Origin of the sequence: Mesorhizobium sp. B2-4-7, from assembly GCF_006442685.1 — a bacterium.
GTDB lineage: Bacteria > Pseudomonadota > Alphaproteobacteria > Rhizobiales > Rhizobiaceae > Mesorhizobium.
In genome coordinates, this window is the sequence record NZ_VFVH01000001.1 from 1 (window position 1) to 20040 (window position 20040).

General features: G+C 60.9%; 18 protein-coding genes and 2 tRNA genes. 12 read left to right on the forward strand and 8 right to left on the reverse strand.

What is annotated here, in order from left to right; genetic code table 11:
- From FJ946_RS00005 to FJ946_RS00035, 7 genes are all read left to right on the forward strand, one after another.
- Positions 1 to 585, forward strand: a 585-nt coding sequence (locus tag FJ946_RS00005; RefSeq protein WP_140732011.1) for a substrate-binding domain-containing protein, incomplete at its 5' end; no start/stop codon positions are given.
- A 105-nt stretch (positions 586 to 690) separates the two neighbouring features.
- Entirely contained in the window at positions 691 to 1686 is a 996-nt protein-coding gene (locus FJ946_RS00010) for an ABC transporter permease (RefSeq protein ID WP_140568190.1), read from the forward strand.
- The gene (locus FJ946_RS00015; RefSeq protein WP_140568189.1) at positions 1683 to 2468 is read left to right on the forward strand and encodes an SDR family oxidoreductase; all 786 of its coding nucleotides are present in this window, start codon (positions 1683 to 1685) and stop codon (positions 2466 to 2468) included. Before FJ946_RS00010 ends, FJ946_RS00015 begins: the two co-directional genes overlap by 4 nt.
- 157 nt (positions 2469 to 2625) lie before the next feature.
- Positions 2626 to 2829 (forward strand): CsbD family protein, encoded by a 204-nt coding sequence (locus FJ946_RS00020; protein WP_140493912.1) that lies wholly within the window; start codon positions 2626 to 2628, stop codon positions 2827 to 2829.
- Between the two features lie 850 nt (positions 2830 to 3679).
- Positions 3680 to 3889 carry a hypothetical protein gene (locus tag FJ946_RS00025; protein WP_140495002.1) on the forward strand — a complete coding sequence of 70 codons (210 nt, stop codon included), beginning with the start codon at positions 3680 to 3682 and terminating at the stop codon, positions 3887 to 3889.
- Entirely contained in the window at positions 3886 to 5292 is a 1407-nt protein-coding gene (locus FJ946_RS00030; RefSeq protein WP_140522018.1) for a class I SAM-dependent methyltransferase, read from the forward strand. The genes FJ946_RS00025 and FJ946_RS00030 overlap by 4 nt, the downstream gene beginning before the upstream one ends.
- Positions 5293 to 5328: 36 nt before the next feature.
- Positions 5329 to 7080: a sulfatase-like hydrolase/transferase gene (locus tag FJ946_RS00035; RefSeq protein WP_140565256.1), complete on the forward strand. Its 1752-nt coding sequence runs from the start codon at positions 5329 to 5331 to the stop codon at positions 7078 to 7080.
- A gap of 325 nt (positions 7081 to 7405) precedes the next feature.
- Here the strand turns inward: FJ946_RS00035 and FJ946_RS00040 are convergent.
- Positions 7406 to 7482: transfer RNA gene (locus tag FJ946_RS00040), tRNA-Asp, on the reverse strand.
- A gap of 216 nt (positions 7483 to 7698) precedes the next feature.
- Between FJ946_RS00040 and FJ946_RS00045 the strand changes: the two genes are divergently transcribed.
- Positions 7699 to 7774: transfer RNA gene (locus FJ946_RS00045), tRNA-Val, on the forward strand.
- Between the two features lie 25 nt (positions 7775 to 7799).
- On the opposite strand, the gene rbsK is transcribed toward FJ946_RS00045, so the two are convergent.
- The 3 genes from rbsK to ugpC are packed head-to-tail and all read right to left on the reverse strand — an operon-like array spanning position 7800 to position 10263.
- The gene (rbsK, locus tag FJ946_RS00050) at positions 7800 to 8729 is read right to left on the reverse strand and encodes a ribokinase (protein ID WP_140493918.1); all 930 of its coding nucleotides are present in this window, start codon (positions 8727 to 8729) and stop codon (positions 7800 to 7802) included.
- A gap of 4 nt (positions 8730 to 8733) precedes the next feature.
- On the reverse strand, positions 8734 to 9186 hold the full coding sequence (locus FJ946_RS00055; RefSeq protein ID WP_140493920.1) for an RbsD/FucU family protein: 453 nt from the start codon (positions 9184 to 9186) through the stop codon (positions 8734 to 8736).
- A gap of 27 nt (positions 9187 to 9213) precedes the next feature.
- Entirely contained in the window at positions 9214 to 10263 is a 1050-nt protein-coding gene (gene ugpC, locus FJ946_RS00060; protein ID WP_140565253.1) for a sn-glycerol-3-phosphate ABC transporter ATP-binding protein UgpC, read from the reverse strand.
- A 288-nt stretch (positions 10264 to 10551) separates the two neighbouring features.
- On the opposite strand from ugpC, the gene FJ946_RS00065 reads away from it, so the two are divergent.
- From FJ946_RS00065 to FJ946_RS00075, 3 genes are all read left to right on the forward strand, one after another.
- Positions 10552 to 12216 carry a sugar ABC transporter substrate-binding protein gene (locus FJ946_RS00065; protein ID WP_140493924.1) on the forward strand — a complete coding sequence of 555 codons (1665 nt, stop codon included), beginning with the start codon at positions 10552 to 10554 and terminating at the stop codon, positions 12214 to 12216.
- 87 nt (positions 12217 to 12303) lie between these two features.
- Positions 12304 to 13425 (forward strand): sugar ABC transporter permease, encoded by a 1122-nt coding sequence (locus FJ946_RS00070; RefSeq protein WP_140521848.1) that lies wholly within the window; start codon positions 12304 to 12306, stop codon positions 13423 to 13425.
- A gap of 13 nt (positions 13426 to 13438) precedes the next feature.
- Positions 13439 to 14356 (forward strand): carbohydrate ABC transporter permease, encoded by a 918-nt coding sequence (locus tag FJ946_RS00075; protein WP_140493928.1) that lies wholly within the window; start codon positions 13439 to 13441, stop codon positions 14354 to 14356.
- Positions 14357 to 14401: 45 nt separating this feature from the next.
- On the opposite strand, the gene FJ946_RS00080 is transcribed toward FJ946_RS00075, so the two are convergent.
- Positions 14402 to 15145, reverse strand: a complete 744-nt coding sequence (locus FJ946_RS00080) for a creatininase family protein (RefSeq protein ID WP_140565250.1) — start codon at positions 15143 to 15145, stop codon at positions 14402 to 14404.
- A gap of 4 nt (positions 15146 to 15149) precedes the next feature.
- Positions 15150 to 15695 carry an SIS domain-containing protein gene (locus FJ946_RS00085; RefSeq protein ID WP_140522180.1) on the reverse strand — a complete coding sequence of 182 codons (546 nt, stop codon included), beginning with the start codon at positions 15693 to 15695 and terminating at the stop codon, positions 15150 to 15152.
- Between the two features lie 208 nt (positions 15696 to 15903).
- Between FJ946_RS00085 and FJ946_RS00090 the strand changes: the two genes are divergently transcribed.
- Positions 15904 to 16926: an aldo/keto reductase gene (locus FJ946_RS00090; RefSeq protein WP_140515754.1), complete on the forward strand. Its 1023-nt coding sequence runs from the start codon at positions 15904 to 15906 to the stop codon at positions 16924 to 16926.
- Positions 16927 to 17020: 94 nt separating this feature from the next.
- Here the strand turns inward: FJ946_RS00090 and FJ946_RS00095 are convergent, their stop codons facing one another.
- Together FJ946_RS00095 and lon are read right to left on the reverse strand one after the other, a co-directional pair.
- Positions 17021 to 17293, reverse strand: coding sequence for an HU family DNA-binding protein (locus FJ946_RS00095; RefSeq protein WP_006201846.1), 273 nt, complete (start codon positions 17291 to 17293; stop codon positions 17021 to 17023).
- 196 nt (positions 17294 to 17489) lie between these two features.
- Positions 17490 to 19901 (reverse strand): endopeptidase La, encoded by a 2412-nt coding sequence (gene lon / locus FJ946_RS00100; RefSeq protein ID WP_140493937.1) that lies wholly within the window; start codon positions 19899 to 19901, stop codon positions 17490 to 17492.
- Positions 19902 to 20040: the final 139 nt, after the last annotated feature.

Below are 20040 nucleotides of genomic sequence, written 5' to 3' on the forward strand. Positions count from 1 at the left end.
GTGAAGGGCAAGATCCTGCAGGTGCTCGGCGACCCCGGCGATCCCTACACGCTCGACATCCAGAAAGGCTTTGAAGAGAAGATGAAGGCGTTCCCGGACGTCAAGATCATCTCGCTGCCGGCCATGCAATGGGAGGCCAGCAACGCCGGCACCATCGTCGCCGACCAGATGCTTGCCAACCCCGACATCGACTTGATCTTCAGCCACGCCGCGCATCTTTCGGTCGCCGCCGTCGCCTCGCTCGAGGCCGCCGGCAAGAAGCCGGGCGACGTCATGCTGATGAGTTCGAACGGCGCGCCGGTCGGCCTCGACCTGATCCGCAAGGGCTGGCTCAACGTCGAAGTCGAACAGCCGCTCTACGCGCAGGCCGCGGCGGTCGCCATGTTCATGGACAAGGTCGTCAACAAGCAGGAGATCAAGCCCGGCGACTATGACGTGCTTGGCCTGAAATCGGTGGTGACCAAGGAGGCCTGGGGCCCGAACATCAAGATCCCGGGTGCCGCGATCACCAAGGAGAACGTCGACAACCCGGCCTTCTGGGGCAACCAGAAGCCGCCGAAGGACACCGTGAAGTCCGTCGAATAAACCTTCCCCAGAACGGCTCCGGGCCACCCGCCCGGAGCCGCCCTGCCCGGCAGAATTGCCCGGCATAGAGCCGCCGCGGCATTCGAACCCAAACCGGATCAGCCCATGAGCCCCCGCACCCGTCAAATCCTCGAGTTCGTCCTCGATAATCTCGTCTGGTTCATGCTGGTCTTCGTGCTGGTGGTGTTCTCCCTTTTCATTCCCAACTATTTCCAGCTCGGTATTTTCGCCAACATCATCGAAGCCTCCAGCGTGCTAGGCGTGATGTCGATCGGCCTGGCGCTGGTCATCATCGCCGGGCACATGGACCTGTCGGTCGAATCGGTGGCTGCGCTCAGCGCCATGGTGGTCGGCATCCTGTTCTGCTCTTCGGGCATCGGCTTCGGCGTACAGTTGCATCCGGACTGGCTGATGGTGCCGGTCTCGCTGCTGCTGGCGCTTGCCGTCGGCGGCGTCATCGGCGCCTTCAACGGTGTCCTGGTCGTCAAGGTCAAGATGAGCGCCTTCATCATCACGCTGGCCTCCTACATCTGGGTGCGCGGCCTGGTGCTGGTCATTTCCGGCGGCCGTTCGGCGCAGGATCTGGCGCCTGCCATCCGCTGGTTCGGCATCCAGCGGCTGATCGGCCTGCCGCTCACCGCCTGGATCGCGATCGCCTGCTTCGTCGTCTTCTCGCTGATCATGGCCAAGACGCCTTTCGGCAGGCATCTGGTGATGATCGGCGGCAACGAGACGGCGACCTTCCGCGCCGGCATCCGCGTCAACCGCAACCTGATCATCGCCTTCGTGCTTGCCGGCGCCATAGCCGGCCTTGCCGGCTGGCTGCTCGCCATCCGCACATCGGGCGCCACCGCCAATCTCGGCGTTGGCCTGCTGTTCAACGCCTTCGCCGCCGTCGTCATCGGCGGCGTCAGCCTGAAAGGCGGCGTCGGCACCTTACCCGGCGTCTATGCCGGCGTGCTGCTTTTGTCGGCCATCAACACGGCGATCAATCTGATGGGCCTGCCCGCCAACTTCACCCAGGTCATTCACGGCTTGCTGGTGCTGGCGGCGGTCCTGCTCGACGCCTTCAAGCAAACCATTCGCCAGAGGCTCGCATGACCGTACGGCCAGAGACCGGAAGACTGTCGGGCAAAGTAGCGCTGATCGTCGGCGCCGCGCGCGGCATCGGCAAGGGCATCGCCCAACGTTTCGCCGAAGAAGGCGCCAGGCTTGTGCTTGCCGACACCGAGATCGAGGTGGGGCGAGCGACCGCCAGTGAACTTGACGCCGCCTTCATCGGCACGGACATCTCGCTTTTGGCCGATGTCGAGGCCGCCGTCGCGCTGGCGCTCGCGCACCATGGCCGCCTCGACATCATCGTCCAGAATGCCGGCATTTATCCCTGGCAATTGCTGGAGAACACCAGCCCGGACGACTGGGATCGCGTCATGGCGGTCAATCTGCGCGGCAGTTTCAATGCCGCCCGCGCCGCACTGGTGCCGATGAAGGCGCAGCGCCGCGGGCGCATGCTGTTCACCTCCTCGATCACCGGCCCGCACGTCACCAGTCCCGGCCACGGCCACTATTCCGCGACCAAGGCAGGCATAAACGGGCTGATCCGTTCGGCGGCGCTCGAATTCGCCGGCTACGGCATAACCGTCAACGGCGTCGAACCCGGCAACATTCTCACCGAGGGAATAGAGCTTCACCGGGGTGCTGCCTTCATCAAGAACATGGAAGACGCCATTCCGCTCGGCCGGCTGGGCAGCCCGCGCGACGTCGCCAATGCCTTCCTGTTCCTGGCCTCCGACGATGCCAGCTACATCACCGGCACCACGATTATCGTCGATGGCGGGCAATTGCTGCCAGAGGGGAGCGACTTCAGGCTGGCGCCGCCGTGAACAACGCGTGAGGGGAAACAAGAAGCCGGCGCACATCGTCACTGATGCCAAGCGCAGCCGCAGCGTTCCCGCTGGCGGTGATCGGCGGGGATTTGGCCCACCGGAACCTCATGGCGATACACCCGTTCTTCCATGTGTGATTCAGGAGATAGCCACAATGGATTGGAACCGCGTCGAAGGAAACTGGAAGCAGGTCAAGGGTAAAGTCAAGGAGCAGTGGGGGAAGCTCACTGATGATGATCTCGACCGCATCGCCGGCAAACGCGATCAGCTTGAGGGCATTATCCAGGAACGCTACGGCATCGAGAAGGATCGCGTACGCCGAGACGTCGACGACTGGTATAGTCGGCAGGGCTGGTAGATAGCAGAGCTGCCATAAAAGGCGTCTTCCCGAGAGCCGCTATGCCTACGGTCGACGGGCTCCCCGCCCCTCCCGGCCGTCCGCATGATGGCGCTCGGCGCGCAAAAAGGCACAACGTCTACACCTGCAAGATCTGCGGCCAGAAAGCCGATATGCGCTACCTACGCCGGTGGATGAGCAGCCGGATCATAGGCCCTTGAGATCGGCTGGAACTCGCTCATGTGGCGCAGATGTTCCGCTATCGCGGAATATCGAACCATAAGGTTTTCTGGCATTATACTTCCTGGCGGACCCCAACCCGCCTGGCCGGCGTCCTGCAAGTCGGGTTTACCCCACCCGCCCCCAAAAAAGGGCGCCGGCCACCTCCGCTCGGCACGGCGCCAAGTACATCGTTATTCAAGCAGCCCCACGCCATGATGTTGCAGGTCAAGGAGCGACGCAATCGACGCCCAAGCGGCAGCAACCGAGAAGCCGACCTCCCACTGATGCCAAACGTAATCGTGTTAACCCCCGGCGCCATCACTCATCGAACGGGCACGTGCCGGCGATATGGTAGAGCGGCAAATATGAGGACTATCGCCTTCACTTCGCCGACCCGCCGCGACGAAGGCGTTCGTTGACCATTTTGGCGGAGACATGTTCGATCGCAAAAATCCGAAATGTTTGGCGCCGCACAGCGACAGAGTGGCTCACTAGCGACACGCTGTCGCGGCCATTTCCGTCACCACAAGTTTCTCGAAGTGTGAAAGATTTGTGACAAATGTCTGGTCAAACGCGTTGGATCGCATTAAAGGCGCATTAAACAGCAACCGCGCGCAGAGCCGATGGGGAGTATGGGCCTTTGTACAAGATGAGACTGACAGCTTCACTTGGGATGCTATATTTATTGAGTCTGACGGTGTCGGCTCACGCATATCTCGACCCGGGCACCGGGAGCATGCTGCTGCAGGGCTTGATTGCAGGTGTCGCGGCGGGCACCACCGTGTTAACCATCTATTACAATCGCCTCAAACTGCTGTTGGCGCGCATTTTCGGTAAGAATCGTACAGACCGGAAATGAAAGGTTCAGGACTAGTTTTTGAGGATGGATCGTTCCGAGATCCTTCCGGGTCGGTCTTTGTTTCCGATGGCCGGGTTTTCCGCACAGTGACCGACCAGGGCAAAGCGAGCTATGAGGCCGCCCGGGATGCGGGCATCCTGCTACGTTACGCCGAGCTGGATAAAATAGTCCGGACCAGTGAGGTCGCCCCCGCAGATTGGCCCGAGGTCGTAGGAAAACCAGCTTACGTGTTGGAACACGGAGCGATACCATTCGTGAGCTATCCCTACGAATGGTCTTTCGGTGCGTTGAAGGCAGCAGCCCTGCATCATCTTGACCTGCAAATACAACTATTGACCGAGAATTTTGTCCTTTCTGACGCAAGCGCCTACAATGTGCAGTTCGTTGGCTCCAAGCCCATCTTCATCGATATCCTCTCTGTTAGGCCATATCGGGACGGGGAGTATTGGACGGGTCACAGACAATTCTGCGAGCAGTTTCTTAATCCGCTGCTTCTCCGAGCTGTGAAGGGAATCGCCCACAATTCATGGTTCAGGGGTGCGCTGGAGGGCATTTCCACCCGCGATTTTGCTCGCTTGCTGACATTTTCTGAGCGATTTTCGTGGAACATGTTGACCCACGTCACGCTGCAAAGTCGCCTTGAACAGAGCTCCGTGAATGATCCCAGCAACGCTGTCAAAAGGGTTAGCCGAAGCAGAAAGCTACCGCGGGCGGGGTATCACGGCATTTTATCCCAATTGCGCCGGTGGATCGCACGTCTAGAGCCGGCCGACACCGGCAAGACTGTGTGGGGCGCATACGCGAGTATGAACACCTACTCCAGTCAAGAGGCCTCGACAAAGCGGCAAATGATCCACGATTTCGCGGCATCCGGCCAAGTCGCCACCGCAATCGATCTGGGCTGCAATACTGGCGACTTTTCGGTCGCCGCTTTGGAGGGTGGCGCGAAAGCGGTAGTTGGCTTCGATTTCGATCAGACCGCAGTCGACATCGGATTTTTGCGGGCCGCGTCAGCTAAAATGAACTTTCTTCCGTTGTGGCTGGATGCTGCGAACCCCAGCCCTGATCAAGGATGGGCTCAGAAGGAACGAAAGGGTTTCTCGTCGAGATTCAGAGCTGATGCGGTTCTTGCTCTCGCTTTTGAGCACCATCTTGCCATTGGCAGAAACGTGCCTTTGCACCAGGCCGTCAAATGGATTGTTGACGTTGCTCCCACCGGCATAATCGAGTTCGTCCCCAAGGATGATCCAACAATTCGACAGATGCTTGCTCTTCGAGAGGATATCTTCCCCGATTATAGCCCTTCTTCGTTCGAATGCGCACTTACGTCCGTTTCCCGCATTGCGAAGAAACAAACAGTGTCGGCCACCGGCCGTACACTTTATCAATTCGATAGGCGATGAAATAAAAAGAGATGGTACTTTATCGGGTATTTTCGAATGAGTATTAACGCCAATCGCATTGTTAGAATTTCGACGGCATTTCTTGCCTTACTGTTTCCAATATTAGTCCTTTTCGTTTTTTTTCCGTTGGAGCTTTATGCGAAAAACGCCAAGGAATTGGGGTATGATATTTGGCTCCCCACTATTTTCTTTTATGGCGGCGCATTTATCTTGATATTTGTATGCGCTCTAACCTTGTTCGGAATTCGGGATTTCATAAAAAAGGCGTATTTGCTTCTAGGGGCCTTCGTATTACTCGCCGACGTTTTTGCCCCCGTTCAGCTGAGTCGCTTAGATGGCGCAGCATTCACAAGCCCGGAGCCCATCTCCATCACTGCGGTAGAAGTTGCTATCTTGGTCGCGCTGTTGGCGGTGGGTGCAGTTACGACTCTAGGCACGCTGGTTCGGGTTTTTGCCATCCTGTCGATCGCGTTAATTGCCGGATTGGCCACTGTTGCTGCGGGCCTGCCAGTGCCACCGGCTGAAACCGAAAACTCTCCTAAATCCGGCTTGTCTATAAATGGCCGCTCGGACCTTCCAAATATATATCACTTTCATCTCGATGAGATGCAGTCAGATTTTGCACTTGCCGCCATCGAAGAGATGAATGACCGGAGCATTTTTCGCGGGTTTACGTTTATGCGCCGGAATATTTCAAACTATCCGTATACGTTATCGTCGGTTGCGAGCTATCTGACCGGTACCATATTTCGGAGCGGAAGCTTTCCCGCCTGGAGAGCAGCCTTCGATCAAGGATTGCTGAAAGATCTTCGGACGGATGGTTACGCAGTTGATGTTGTGGGGCTTCCGGAGATATTGCAGACAAATGTTGCAGATGTATTCTTCACGCCAGAGCAGATCACCAAGTACCAATACTCGCTCAAACACCCGCAAATTGTCGAATTTTCTGGATTATTGTTTGCAAAATTGTTTCCAAATTTCTTGACAAATGAGGCCTTGGGGTGGGGACACTCGGCCGGCGAGCGGATTAGCGCGGTATTTGAGCGCAAAGCGGAAAGCTACATCCCGAAGACCGTAGAACAAGGCGTCCATCCATTTCAGGCTGTTGTGGGGATGAAATATCTGATCGCGAATGAACAGCGGTTTGCCGCACGCGGTAGATACACATTGTTCCAAGCGATCCTTCCTCATGGCCCCTACGTGCTCGATGCAAATTGCATGGTCGATCCCGAACGTGCGGCGGTCGGGGTCCAGGCTGCCTATAGGTCTCAGGCCAGTTGCGCCATGAAGCTTGTTGTGGAGTTCTTGCAAGAGCTCAAGCGACTGGACCGCTATGACGACGCCATTATCGTCATACAATCTGACCACGGGTCCGGGTGGGCAGGCTTTTTGAATGGACTCGGTGGCTCAGAGATGAGTCCGCCGTATCACTCCGGCATCACCGCATTTGGAGGCACCACCGCAGCATTTGAAAGCAGGTCGATGGCAACCCTCATGATTAAGCCCTCTCAATCGGACTCTGATTTTGCGGTATCTGACGGAGAATCGCAGTTGATCGACGTCTATCCCACAATAATGGACGCGATCGGGCACCAGCCTAACCGACCTCACGATGGTCTGAGTTTGTTGCCCTGCCTAACAGGATCCTGTGAAAGCATCCGCGTGCGCCCGCAAAAATTCTTTGTCTATCCGCACGATGGGGGCATTTCTCCGCTGCTAGCCAATACCGTAGTGTTCACGGCCGGACATGCAGTCTTCACACAAACCGAGACTATACCGGTGCCGTAGCGGTTGAACCGCTTGAATATCGCGATGCGTCCCCCCTCGGCCCGCCCGGTTCATGGACGTTGGGCGTTCCGGTGCGGTCGAGGCCAACGCCGCGCCAGCGGCGCTTCGATCGAGGCGATCTCGGCCAAGATGGCCAATTCAATCGACCAGAACAAGGCGCTCCAGAAGACGTACATGCCGGTCAATCTGGTAGCCGTCTGCGCAGCCCGACATAGGGGCAGGAAACTGCTCGGCCAGGAACGGAATGAATACGAAAAGTTGAAACTCTCCGGAAAATGAGAGTTGAAACTTTTTCAAGGGGCGGTAGCTAACCCCTTGAAACTAATGGCGCGAGTGACGGGGCTCGAACCCGCGACCTCCGGCGTGACAGGCCGGCACTCTAACCAACTGAGCTACACCCGCGCATTGACGAGCACGTGTCAGCCGTGTTCGTCGTTGGGCGCTGGATAAGGGGTTCGCCACCGGGTGTCAAGCGCACGAAACCATCATAACATCAAACTGGAGAAGGTTTTTTGACAGCCGGCGTGTTGTTCGCAAATACGGCCCGCAACGACGGCGTCCCACGCTCATTTGGCCTTGCGAAGCTGGCCCCGACCGCTTAAAGGTCCGGCCCGGAGCGGGCGATTAGCTCAGTTGGTAGAGCGCTTCGTTTACACCGAAGATGTCGGCGGTTCGAGCCCGTCATCGCCCACCATTCAGGCGCCTTTCATTCAAACGCCTCAGCCCCTCGCCAGCAGCGCCTCGACCTCGTGCAAGTCCGGCATGGACGGCGCGGTGCCCGGCCTCGTCACCGAAATGCCCGCAACGGCGCAAGCAAAGCGCACGGCTTGCAGGGGCTCCATCCCACGCGACAGCGCGGCGGCCAGGCCGCCATTGAAGGCATCGCCGGCTCCCGTGGTCTCGACCACCGGGCCGGCGCTGACGGCGGCGACATGTTCGGACCGATCCCTCGTGTGCAGCAATGCGCCTTTCTCTCCCAACGTGACGATGACGGCGCCGGCGCCCTTTTCGAGCAGCTTGCCGGCGGCTGCGCGGGCGTCATCGACCGAGGCGACCTTCATGCCGGTCAACTCCTCCGTCTCGGTCTCGTTGGGCGTGAGGTAGTCGCAGAGCGAATAGATGCGGTCGGGGAGCCTGGCCGCCGGAGCCGGGTTGAGGATGGTCGTCACCCCTGCCCCGCGCGCGATCTCCAACGCCCGCAGCGCCGCCTCGATGGGCTGTTCGAGTTGCGTCACGAAGACGCCGGCACCACGAATCAGGGCGGCATTGGCCTCGATGTCGTCGGGCGAGATCAGCATCGCCGCGCCGGGGCTGACGATGATGGCGTTGTTGCCGGTGCCCTCCTCGACGAAAATATAGGCAGCGCCCGTATAGCTGTCGGGCGTGTCGATCACGGCATTCTTCACGCCGGCGTCCTTCCAGGTGCGCTTGGCCATGTCGGCGAAGGCATCGACGCCGAGGCGCGTGAGGAAGGTTGCATCGGCGCCGAGCTTACCGGCCGCAACCGCCTGGTTCGAACCCTTGCCGCCGGGACCGAGGGTGAAGGACGTTCCGAGGATCGTCTCGCCCATGCGCGGCTGCCGCGCGGCGCGATAGGCCGTGTCGGCGACGAAGACTCCGAGGATGACGATCGGCTTGCCGGCCAGCATGCCGCTACTCCGCATCCGGCGGGACTACGCCCTTGCGGAAGGCAAAACAGCCGTAGAAACGGCGCTCGCCGGTCTGGATGACGCAGTAAGCCTGCTTGGCGCGCTCGTAGAAAGCGTAGCGCTCGACCGGCAGCATCGGCCATGGCTTGCCCTCGGCGGCGTCGATCTCCTTTTGCACTTCCTGCTGGACGGGCGGGATCTCGTCCGGCTTGCCGACGATCTCCATGCGCGCGGCCGAATCGTCGACGAACGTATCCAGCGGGTAGAGCGACAGCACCGCCTTCACGACTTGCGCCGCCGGCGCGTCGATGCGCAGCAGCCGCCCGAGCGCCGTCTGGCGCGCCACCGAATCGGAGGGGAAGTTGGTGTCGGCGACAATCAGGTCGTCGCCGTGTCCCATCGCCCGCAATGCCTGGAGCACGTCGGCATTGAGGAGCGGATTGATCCCTTTGAGCATGATATTCCTCGTGAAATGAGTTTGAGATCAGAGACGCCTGCCGGTCTCGGCATCGAACAGATGGATGTGGTCGAGCCGCGGCCTGAGCTTGAGCGTATCGCCGGGCTTGAAGTCGTGGCGTTCGCGGAACAGCGCCACCATCTCGCCGTCCCCGAAACGCAGGAAGACCAGGGTTTCCGAGCCAGTCGGCTCGACCACCGAAATCTTGGCAGGCACGCCATCGGCATGAATCTCGAGATGCTCCGGGCGCACGCCATAGACGACGGCGCGCCCTTCCTCCACGGCGCTGCCGGGCGCGACCGGGAACAGAGCGCCGGCGATGTCGACACCGCCCTTGCGCGCGACGCCCTTGAGCAGGTTCATCGACGGAGAGCCAATGAAGCCGGCGACAAACAAGTTGGCAGGCCGGTCGAACAGTTCCAGCGGTGCGCCGACCTGTTCAATGCGGCCGTCGCGCATCACCACGATCTTGTCGGCCATGGTCATGGCTTCGATCTGGTCATGCGTGACATAGATGGTGGTGGTCTTCAGCCGCTGGTGCAGTTCCTTGATCTCGGTGCGCATCTGCACGCGCAGCTTGGCGTCGAGATTTGAGAGCGGCTCGTCAAACAGGAACACCTGCGGGTTGCGCACGATGGCGCGGCCCATGGCGACGCGCTGGCGCTGGCCGCCGGAAAGCTGCCGGGGATAGCGTTTCAGATAAGGGTTGAGGTCGAGGATGTCGGCGGCGCGCTTGACCCGCTCGGCAACCACGGCCGGATCGGTTTTGCGCAGCTTGAGCGCAAAGGCCATGTTCTGCTCGACTGTCTTGTGCGGATAGAGCGCATAGTTCTGGAACACCATGGCGATGTCGCGCTTGGCCGGCGGCAAGTGGTTGACCACACGGTCGCCGATGGCGATCGTGCCGCCGGAGACGGTCTCCAGCCCCGCCACCATTCTCAGCAGCGTGGACTTGCCGCAACCCGAAGGACCGACCAGCACCACGAATTGGCCGTCAGATATATCGACGCTGACTTCGTGCAGAACCTTGACGGTTCCAAACGCCTTGGCCACTTTGCTGATCGCGACTTGAGCCATATCTCCCCCATCGGCTCCATTGCCGTATGCGCAGAAGCTAACCAACGCGACCTGCCAGGGCAAGCCGGTCTCTTCCCGACAAAACCCGGTCTCGTTGACACGGCGTTTGGTTGCGAGAATAGTGACGGGCGCTGGTCCGAATACCGGTTGCCCGAACCAAAAAAACGGAACCTCAATCGAGCAGGTGGGGTCCTGCATCGTTCGTTTCCGAACCGGGAGAATCGTTTGGCGCTCCAGCGCCTGAGAAATTTGGCCGCATTCACAACAGATATTCTGGGAGGAACATCGATGAAAACAGGTCTCTACGAAACGCTGGTCCGCGCGGGGGCAACCCGACGCGACATATTGAAGGGCGCGGCCTCGATGGCCGCGATCGCTGCCGCATCCGGCGCCGGGCTCGGCGCCCTCACGCGCCCGGCCTCCGCCGCCAGTGAGCTGCGCTCGAAAATCCTGCAGATCCCCGGCGTGGGCAAGGGTCAGCCGACCGACGCCGACTTCCAGAAGGTCGGCGAGCTCTGCCTCGAGGCGACCAAGGCCAATGTCAAGGAAGGCGAATTCGCCGGCGTCGAGCTTACCTTCATGGGTCTCAACAACCAGAACCTGCACAATGTGCTGTTCCGCGGCTTCCTGAAGCCTTGGGAAACCTATACCGGCGCCAAGATCAACTGGATCGATCTGGCGCAGGCCGACTACAATGCCCGTCTGCAGCAGTCGATCGCCACCGGCACGGTCGACTTCGACATCATCGAGATGGGCGCGCCGTTCGAGGGCGACGTCTGCGGCAAGGGCCTCACGTCCGAGATGCCCGACTGGGTCAAGACCCAGATCGATTTCGACGACCTCGTCAACTATCTGAAGCCGCCTGTCGGCACCTGGAACGGCAAGCAGTACCGCGTGACCGTCGACGGCGACGCTCATAATTTCAATTACCGCACCGATGTGTTTTCCGATGCCGACCTCGCCAAGGCCTGGAAGGACGGCGGCGGCGGCGGTGAATGGGGCGTGCCGAAGACCTGGCAGCAGGTCCAGGCGGTCACCAAGTTCCTCAAGGGCAAGCAGGTCAAGGGTCAGGACGTCTACGGCTATCTCGACGCGCCGAAACCCTGGGGCGGATTCGGCTTCTATTTCCTCGGCAGCCGCGCCACCGCCTACGCCAAGCACCCCGACGACAAGGCCTGGCTGTTCGACGCCGACACGATGAAGCCGCGCATCAACAATCCGGCCTGGGTGCGCGCCATACAGGACGTGATCGACGCGCTGCCTTCGGAGCCTGCCGACCAAATCAACGCCGATCCAAACACCACCGCCTTCCAGCAGTTCCTGGCCGGCACCGGCTCGATGGTCACCTGGTGGGGCGATGTCGGCTCGAACGTCAAGACCAACGACTCCTCCGTCGTGGGCGACGTCACCGGCTTCTCGATCCTGCCCGGCTCCGACGATGTCTACAACTCCAAGACCGGGCAGTGGGACAAACTCGCCAGCGGACCGAACTATGCGCCGAACTGCGCCTATCTCGGCTGGGGCGTATACGTCATGGCCCGCGTCGATAGCGACGAGAAGAAGAAGAAGGCGGCATGGTCCGCCGCCGCCCATCTCGGCGGCAAGGACCTGTCGATCTGGACGGCGATGTACCCGTCTGGCTTCCAGCCCTACCGCAACTCACATTTCGACATTCCGGAGTGGGTGGCGGCGGGCTATGACGAAGCCTTCATCACCTCCTATCTCAAGTCGGAATCGGACAGCTACAACCACCCGAACGCGGCGATCGAGCCACGCATTCCCGGCATCTTCCAATACTATTCAGCCGCCGAGGACATTCTGGCTAACACCTTCGCCGGCAAGATGAAGGCCCAGGAGGGCGCAGACGCCATTGCCGCGGCCTGGGAGAAGCTGACCGACCAGATCGGCCGTGACAACCAGATCAAGCTCTACAAGGCCTCGCTCGGTCTGTAGGCAGGCGTTATGGCCCGGCGGAACCTGTTCGCCGGGCCGTATCTCGGCCGGCTTCGGCCGGTCATTTGCGCAAAAGAGGCAAGAGGCGTGGCTGACCAGACTTCGACCACGAATGCGTGGCCGGCAAATTCCGTACCGACCGATCTGATCCCGCCCGGCCGCAAACGGCTTGGTTGGGCCCTGATGGCCGTCGCGACGCTCGGCCTTCTGGCAACGATCCTGGTGCAAATCCTCTACAAGAGCGAGGTCGACACGATCGGCTTCGAGACATGGCGGCCCGTGGTCTACGCCTATGTGCTGTGGGGCGTGGCGCTCGGCGTCGGCCAGGTGCTGACGCGCGGCGAAGACGGCCAGCGGGCGCTGTTCCTGCTGCCGGCGCTGCTGTTCACCATCGCCATGGTGATCTTCCCGACCCTGTTCGGCTTCTACATCGCGCTGACCGACTGGAACCTGAGTTCATTCTCGGGCCGCAAGTTCAACGGGCTCGACAATTTCTGGCAGATGCTCGGCGATCCCTATTATCGCAACGCGCTGTTCAACATGGTGCTCTATGTGCTGGCGGTGCTGGTCGAATATGTCATCGCCTTCGGCCTGGCGCTGCTGCTCAACGCGCAGATCCGGGCGCGCAAATTCTTTCGCGTCGTCTTCCTGATGCCGCTGATGCTGTCGCCGGTCGCGGTCTCGTGGATGATTGGCAAATCGCTGATGGAGTACCGGTTCGGGCCGGCGGCGACACTGGCCCGCCACCTCGGCTGGGACAACCCCGCCTTCTTCTCCAACCCGATCACCGCCCGTATCTCGATCATGATGCTCGACGCCTGGACCTTCATCCCCTTCATGATGATCATGCTGCTTGCCGGCTTGCAGGCGATGTCGCGCGAGGTGCTGGAGGCCGCGCGCGTCGACGGCGCCACGGCCTGGCAAACCTTCTGGCAGGTCACCTTCCCGCTGATGCTGCCGGTGTCGGTGACCGCCGTCGTGTTGCGCATCATCTTCAAGCTGAAACTGGCAGACATCATCATCACGGTCACCTCGGGTGGTCCCGGCGGCGCCACCGATTCCGTGTCGAGCTTTATTTATCGCGAGTACCGGGACCGTTCCAATGTCGGCTACGGCACGATGCTGGCGATGGCCTATCTCGTCATCATCGTGGTGTTCGTGACCTGGCTGCTGAAGGTCGCCAACCGCTTCGTGCGCAATGTGAACTAGTGCGGCAGGGATCATGAGCGTTCAGACCACCGACTATACCGTCTCCGAAATCCACTCGCCGGCGAGCTTCATCACCAGCCGCGTCTTCATCTATGGCGCGCTTGTGTTCTGGGCCTTCATCTGCCTCTTTCCGATCTACTGGACGATCACGACCTCGTTCAAGTCGGCGGTAGACGTGACCCAGGGGCATCTGATCCCCTTCGTCGACTTCCAGCCGGACTGGAAGGGCTGGCGATCGCTTGGCCTGTCGCCGGATTCGATCTTCCAGACGTCGACCGTCCGCGACGAATTCTTCAAGCGCTTCATGAATTCGGTCATCACTTCGGTCGGCGCGTCGAGCCTCGCCATCGTCATCGGCAGCCTCGCCGCCTACGGCCTCACGCGCTACCGCTATCACTTCGCCTGGTTCAAGAACGAGGACATTTCCTTCTTCTTCCTGTCGCAGCTCATCCTGCCGCCGGTCGTGCTCGCACTGCCGTTCCTGGTGCTTTACCGCGAAGTCGGACTGCTCGACACGCGCATCGGGCTGATCCTGCTCTACACGCTGATGGTGCTGCCGATCGTCATCTGGATCATGCGCGACCAGTTCAATTCCATCCCGGTCGAGCTCGAGGAAGCGGCCCTCGTCGACGGGTTGTCGATCTGGGGCGCGTTCTTTCGCATCGTCATGCCGATTGCCCTGCCCGGCATGGTCGCGGCTTTCATCCTGGCGATGGTGCTATGCTGGAACGAGTATTTCTTCGCCGCCCTTTTGACCTCGACCGACGCCAAGACAATTCCGGTCATGGTGGCGAGCCAGACCGGTTCGCAAGGCATCAACTGGTGGTCGATGGCAGCGCTTGCCACGGCGGCAATCGCGCCCTTGGCCGTCATCGGCATCGCGCTGGAGCGCTACCTGATCATGGGTATGACCGCGGGAGCGGTGAAATAGGCGGCGCCGTCCTTACCTTCTCCACAAGGGAGAAGGAGAACCGCGCTAGCCCCTCAGGATCGTGCGCAGGTGATCCATGATCATGGCAACGCCCTCTGCTCCGAGCGCAGCCGAGGCATCCGGAGCGCTGGCCGTATACCAGCTCGTATTGTCGGCGAAATGGCCGGCATCGACAGCCTCAGGGCATAGCGCCAGCATCAGCGAGGTCTCGCCGATGCCGGCATGATCGAACGGGTACTTGCCGTTCATCTCGGCCGGCATCAGCGGATGCACCTGCACCCAGTTGAAAAAATTGCTGCCCTCGGCATGCTCGGCATAGTAGGCGGCCATCGCCTCGGAGCCCCACCAGCCTTCACCTCGTTCCTTCTCAAGGAAACGGAAGATCGCCTGACGTCCGGCGGCCTTGAAGGCGAGATCGGTCGGCATGCCGGCGGCGAAATTCTCGGTCTGGTGGTGGATAATGGCGTGGATGTCGCGAAAACCGATGCGCAGAAGGCTGTAGAACAGTTCCTCCGCGAAGGGCGCCAGCTGATTGCCGCCAACCTGCACCGAGCCTGTGCCCTCCGGCGGCGCCACGGCGTAGCTCGCCGCGCCGTAGTAGAAGGGCGGCAGGATGACGATCTCCCGCTCCTTCTCAAACAGCTCCAGCGTCTTGACGACCGCCAGCGTGTCCATGCCGACCGCCATGTGCTCGCCATGGTATTCGAGCACGCCGAGCGGCAGCGCGACCGGCCAGTTCTGGGCGATCGCCTTGCGGATCTGGTGCGGCAGCATCAGCTCGTAGCGCATCGCACTACTCCATGTTGGTGTGACGGGCCCGCATCGCCTCCGGCGAGGCCGCGGTCAACCCCCTGAGCTTCAGCACCATGACCTCGAACAGCAGGAACAGCGCGCCTTCGAACACCGATCCCATCGGCAGGACCGATGTTTTTTGCGGGCCCTGGTCGTCGGCCATGGTCTGCGCCGGCACGAGCAGCGTGAAGTCGGCCAAGCGCGCTGCACTGCCGCCGGGCTGGGCGGTCAGAAGCAGAACCGTCGCGCCGGCCTGGCGCGCCACCTGCATCAGGGTCAGCACGGTCGCGGTTTCTCCAGGCCCGGAAGTGACCAGGAAGACATCGCCCTGCGCCACGGGCGGCGTGGTCATGTCGCCGACCACCGACACCGGCAGGCCCAGATGATGGAGCCGCATGGCGAAGCCCTTGACCTGCAAGGCCTCGCGGCCGCAGCCATAGACGACGATCTGCCGTGCTCCTGCAAGCATCTCGCAGGCGGCATCGATCCGGCCGTCGTCGACGCGCGCCAGCACAGTGCCGAGCTCGTCCAGAGCGGTCCTGAACATCTGCGAGCCCCCATCGCTCACGACGGTGCCGTCCAACGATCCGAGGTCGAAGAAGAGTGGAAATTCCCGGTCACGTCTCTCCCCGAACAGCTTGTTTTTATTCATGCTATCACCGCCAAAATCCGTGTCCAACGCCCCTGCGCGCTTTTGCTGTGCCACGAGCGTGATAGTGTCATTTCAGACAAATCAATGAGGCAAACGGCAGGATATGAAGACACGGCATTTCGACCGCATCGGCAATGGCGGCATCAGCTTCACCGAACTCGGCTTCGGCACGGCGCCGCTCGGCAACCTCTACCGCGCCGTCTCCGACGAGGACGCCAATGCGACGCTGGAGGCTGCATGGGCGACCGGCTGCCGCTATTACGACACCGCGCCGCTCTATGGGCTTGGCCTGTCGGAGACGCGGCTCAACCCCTTCCTGCGCGGCAAGAAACGCGACGACTACGTGCTGTCGAGCAAGGTCGGCCGCATCATGCGCGCCTGTCCGCCGCAAGAGCGCACCGGCATCGGCAAGTTCTTCGACACGCCGTCGCGCAAGGAGGTCTACGACTACAGCTATGACGGCGTGATGCGCTCCTTCGAAGCGTCCCTGGAACGGCTCGGCGTCGACCGCATCGACATTCTGTTCGTGCACGACGTCGACATCTTCACCCATGGCAGCAAGGAAGCGTCCGACCAGCGCATAGAGGAGTTTATGCGCTCCGGCTATTACGGACTGCTTGCCTTGCGCGACCAGGGCGTCATCAAGGCCTTCGGCGGCGGCATCAACGAATGGCAGGTTGCCCAGACATTGGCCGAGCGCGGTGATTTCGATCTGTTCCTGCTTGCCGGCCGCTATACGCTGCTCGAGCAGGAGGCGCTGACATCCTTCCTGCCACTCTGCCAGAAGCGCGGCATCGGCATCGTTTTGGGCGGCCCCTACAATTCCGGGATCCTGGCCACGGGGCCGAAGCCGGGTGCCTTCTACAACTACACCGAAGCGCCGCGGGACGTGCTCGACCGGGTGGCGCGCATCGAGGCGGTCTGCCGGCGGCATGACGTGCGCCTGATCGAGGCAGCGTTGCAGTTCCCGTTGCTGCATCCGTCCGTCGTGTCGGTGATCCCCGGTGGCCAGCGGCCAAGCGAGGTCGAAAGCAATCGGTCACTGCTCGATGCGAGACTGCCGGCGGCACTCTGGGCCGACCTGAAGAAGGACGGCCTGATGCGGGCGGACGCGCCGACCGGGTAGCTCGCAATCACGAACCTATCGACCAGTAGGAGCGCAAAAGAAAAGCCGGGGGCTTGCCCGGCTTTTCTGATATTTTGAAATTTAAAAAAGGCGCTTAATTGACGGCGTCCTTGAGACCCTTGCCGGCCGAGAACTTCGGCACGGTGCGCGCCGGGATCTTTACTTCGGCGCCGGTCTGAGGGTTGCGGCCGGTCGAGGCTGCGCGCTTTGACACGGTGAAATTGCCAAAGCCGACAAGCCGGACATCGCCGCCCTTCTTCAGTTCGCCGGTGATGACGGAGAATACCGCATCGACAGCCGACTGCGCGTCACCCTTCGAAATGCTCGCGGCGTCGGCAACAGCGGACACCAGTTCGTTCTTGTTCATAAAAATTCCCTTCCATGAGAACACCGGAACTCACGACTCATCCGGCAGGAAACGGACTTTAGAAAGAAGCGCTCGCGCAACCAAGTCGAAAAGCCGGGAAAGAATGGAAAAAAGCCCGGAATTCCGGGGTTTTTCACATGAAAAAGCCGGGCGCGAGGCCCGGCTTTCTGTTTGTGCGCTGCAACCTTAGCAAGAACTAATGCGCAAGCGACTTTCCGGCGTCATCCGCAGTGTCCGTCGCGGCAGGAGGATTGACCGGTTCGACCCATTCGATTGGCTCCGGCATACGCACCAACGCGTGGCGCAACGCCTCGCCGACCCGCGAGACCGGGATGATTTCCATACCGTTCTTCACGTTGTCAGGAATATCCGCCAGATCCTTGGCGTTGTCTTCCGGGATCAGCACTTTCTTGATGCCGCCGCGCAGTGCGGCAAGCAACTTCTCCTTCAGACCGCCGATCGGCAGCACCCTGCCGCGCAGCGTGATCTCGCCGGTCATGGCGACATCGGCCCTGACCGGAATGCCGGTCAGCACGGAGACGATCGCGGTCGCCATCGCCACACCGGCCGACGGCCCATCCTTGGGCGTGGCACCCTCCGGCACGTGGACGTGGATGTCGCGCTTGTCGAACAGCGGCGGCTCGATGCCGAAATCGAGAGCGCGCGAGCGGACATAGGAGGCCGCCGCCGAAATCGATTCCTTCATCACGTCGCGCAGATTGCCAGTCACCGTCATGCGGCCCTTGCCGGGCATCATGACGCCTTCGACCGTCAGCAGCTCGCCGCCGACTTCCGTCCAGGCAAGTCCGGTGATGACGCCGACCTGGTCGTCTGCCTCGACCTGACCGAAGCGGAAGCGCGGAACACCGAGATAATCGGCGAGATTGTCCGCCGTGATGTTCACAGTCTTCTTCTTCGTCTTCAGGATCTCGGTCACCGCCTTGCGCCCGAGCTTCATCAGCTCGCGCTCCAGGCTCCTGACGCCCGCTTCACGGGTGTAGGTCTGGATGATGGCGCGGATCGCGTCCTCACTGACGGAGAACTCCTTCGGCTGCAGCGCGTGATCGCGCACCACCTTCGGCAGCAAATGCCGCTTGGCGATCTCGATCTTCTCGTCCTCGGTGTAGCCGGCGATACGGATGATTTCCATGCGGTCCATCAAGGGCGCAGGGATGTTCAGCGTGTTCGCCGTCGTCACGAACATCACACTCGACAGGTCGTACTCGACCTCCAGATAGTGGTCCATGAACGTCGAGTTCTGCTCGGGGTCGAGCACCTCCAGCAAAGCCGACGACGGATCGCCGCGGAAATCCTGGCCCATCTTGTCGATCTCGTCGAGCAGGAAGAGCGGATTGGATTTCTTCGCCTTCTTCATCGACTGGATGACCTTGCCGGGCATCGAGCCGATATAGGTGCGCCGGTGGCCGCGGATCTCGGCCTCGTCACGCACGCCGCCCAGCGCCATGCGGATGAACTCGCGGCCGGTCGCCTTGGCGATCGACTTGCCGAGCGAGGTCTTGCCGACGCCGGGAGGGCCGACGAGGCACAGGATGGGCCCCTTGAGCTTCTTCTGGCGGCTTTGCACGGCGAGATACTCGACGATACGGTCCTTGACCTTGTCGAGACCGAAATGGTCGGTGTCGAGCACGTTCTGCGCGAACGCCAGGTCCTGCTTGACCTTGGAGTTCTTGCCCCACGGAATCGACAGGATCCAGTCGAGATAATTACGCACCACGGTGGATTCCGCCGACATAGGCGACATCGTCCTCAGCTTCTTCAATTCGGCTTCCGCCTTTTCGCGAGCCTCCTTGGAGAGCTTGGTCTTCTTGATGCGGGCCTCGATCTCGGCGGCCTCGTCGCGGCCATCCTCGCCTTCGCCGAGCTCCTTCTGGATCGCCTTCATCTGCTCGTTGAGGTAGTATTCGCGCTGCGTCTTCTCCATCTGGCGCTTGACGCGCGAGCGGATGCGCTTCTCCACCTGCAGGACGGAGATTTCGGCCTCCATGAAGCCCATCGCCTTTTCCAGCCGCTCCTTGACCGAGAGCGTGGCCAGCATCTCCTGCTTTTCGGGGATCTTGATGGCGAGGTGCGAAGCGACCGTGTCGGCGAGCTTGGAATAGTCGTCGATCTGGCTGGCGGCACCAACCACCTCGGGCGAGATCTTCTTGTTGAGCTTGACGTAGTTCTCGAAGTCGGTGACGACCGAACGAGCCAGCGCCTCGACCTCAACCTCTTCCTCTTCCGGCTCGACCAGCGCGGTGGCGCGGGCCTCATGGAAGTCGGGACGGTCGGTGAAGGCGGTGATTTTCGCGCGCGAGGCGCCTTCGACCAGCACCTTGACGGTGCCGTCGGGCAGCTTCAGCAATTGCAGCACGTTGGCGAGCGTGCCGATATCAAAGATGGCATCGGGCTCCGGATCGTCATCGGCGGCATTCATCTGGGTGGCGAGCAGGATCTGCTTTTCCTGACCCATCACCTCTTCCAGCGCCTTGATCGACTTTTCACGCCCGACAAAGAGCGGAACGATCATGTGCGGGAACACCACGATGTCGCGCAGTGGGAGGACTGCGAAGACGCCGTCGCTGGGAGCCTTGGTTATTTTGGCCATTGTCCAACCTTTCATGTCGCGGCCGCCAATCGGCCAACCGCGAATCTTATATTAACGACCGGGGATCGTTCCGCCTACCACCGTTGTGACGGGAGTTTTACAGCACAGAAATCGGGCACCTCGGCCTTCTCGTGTTAGG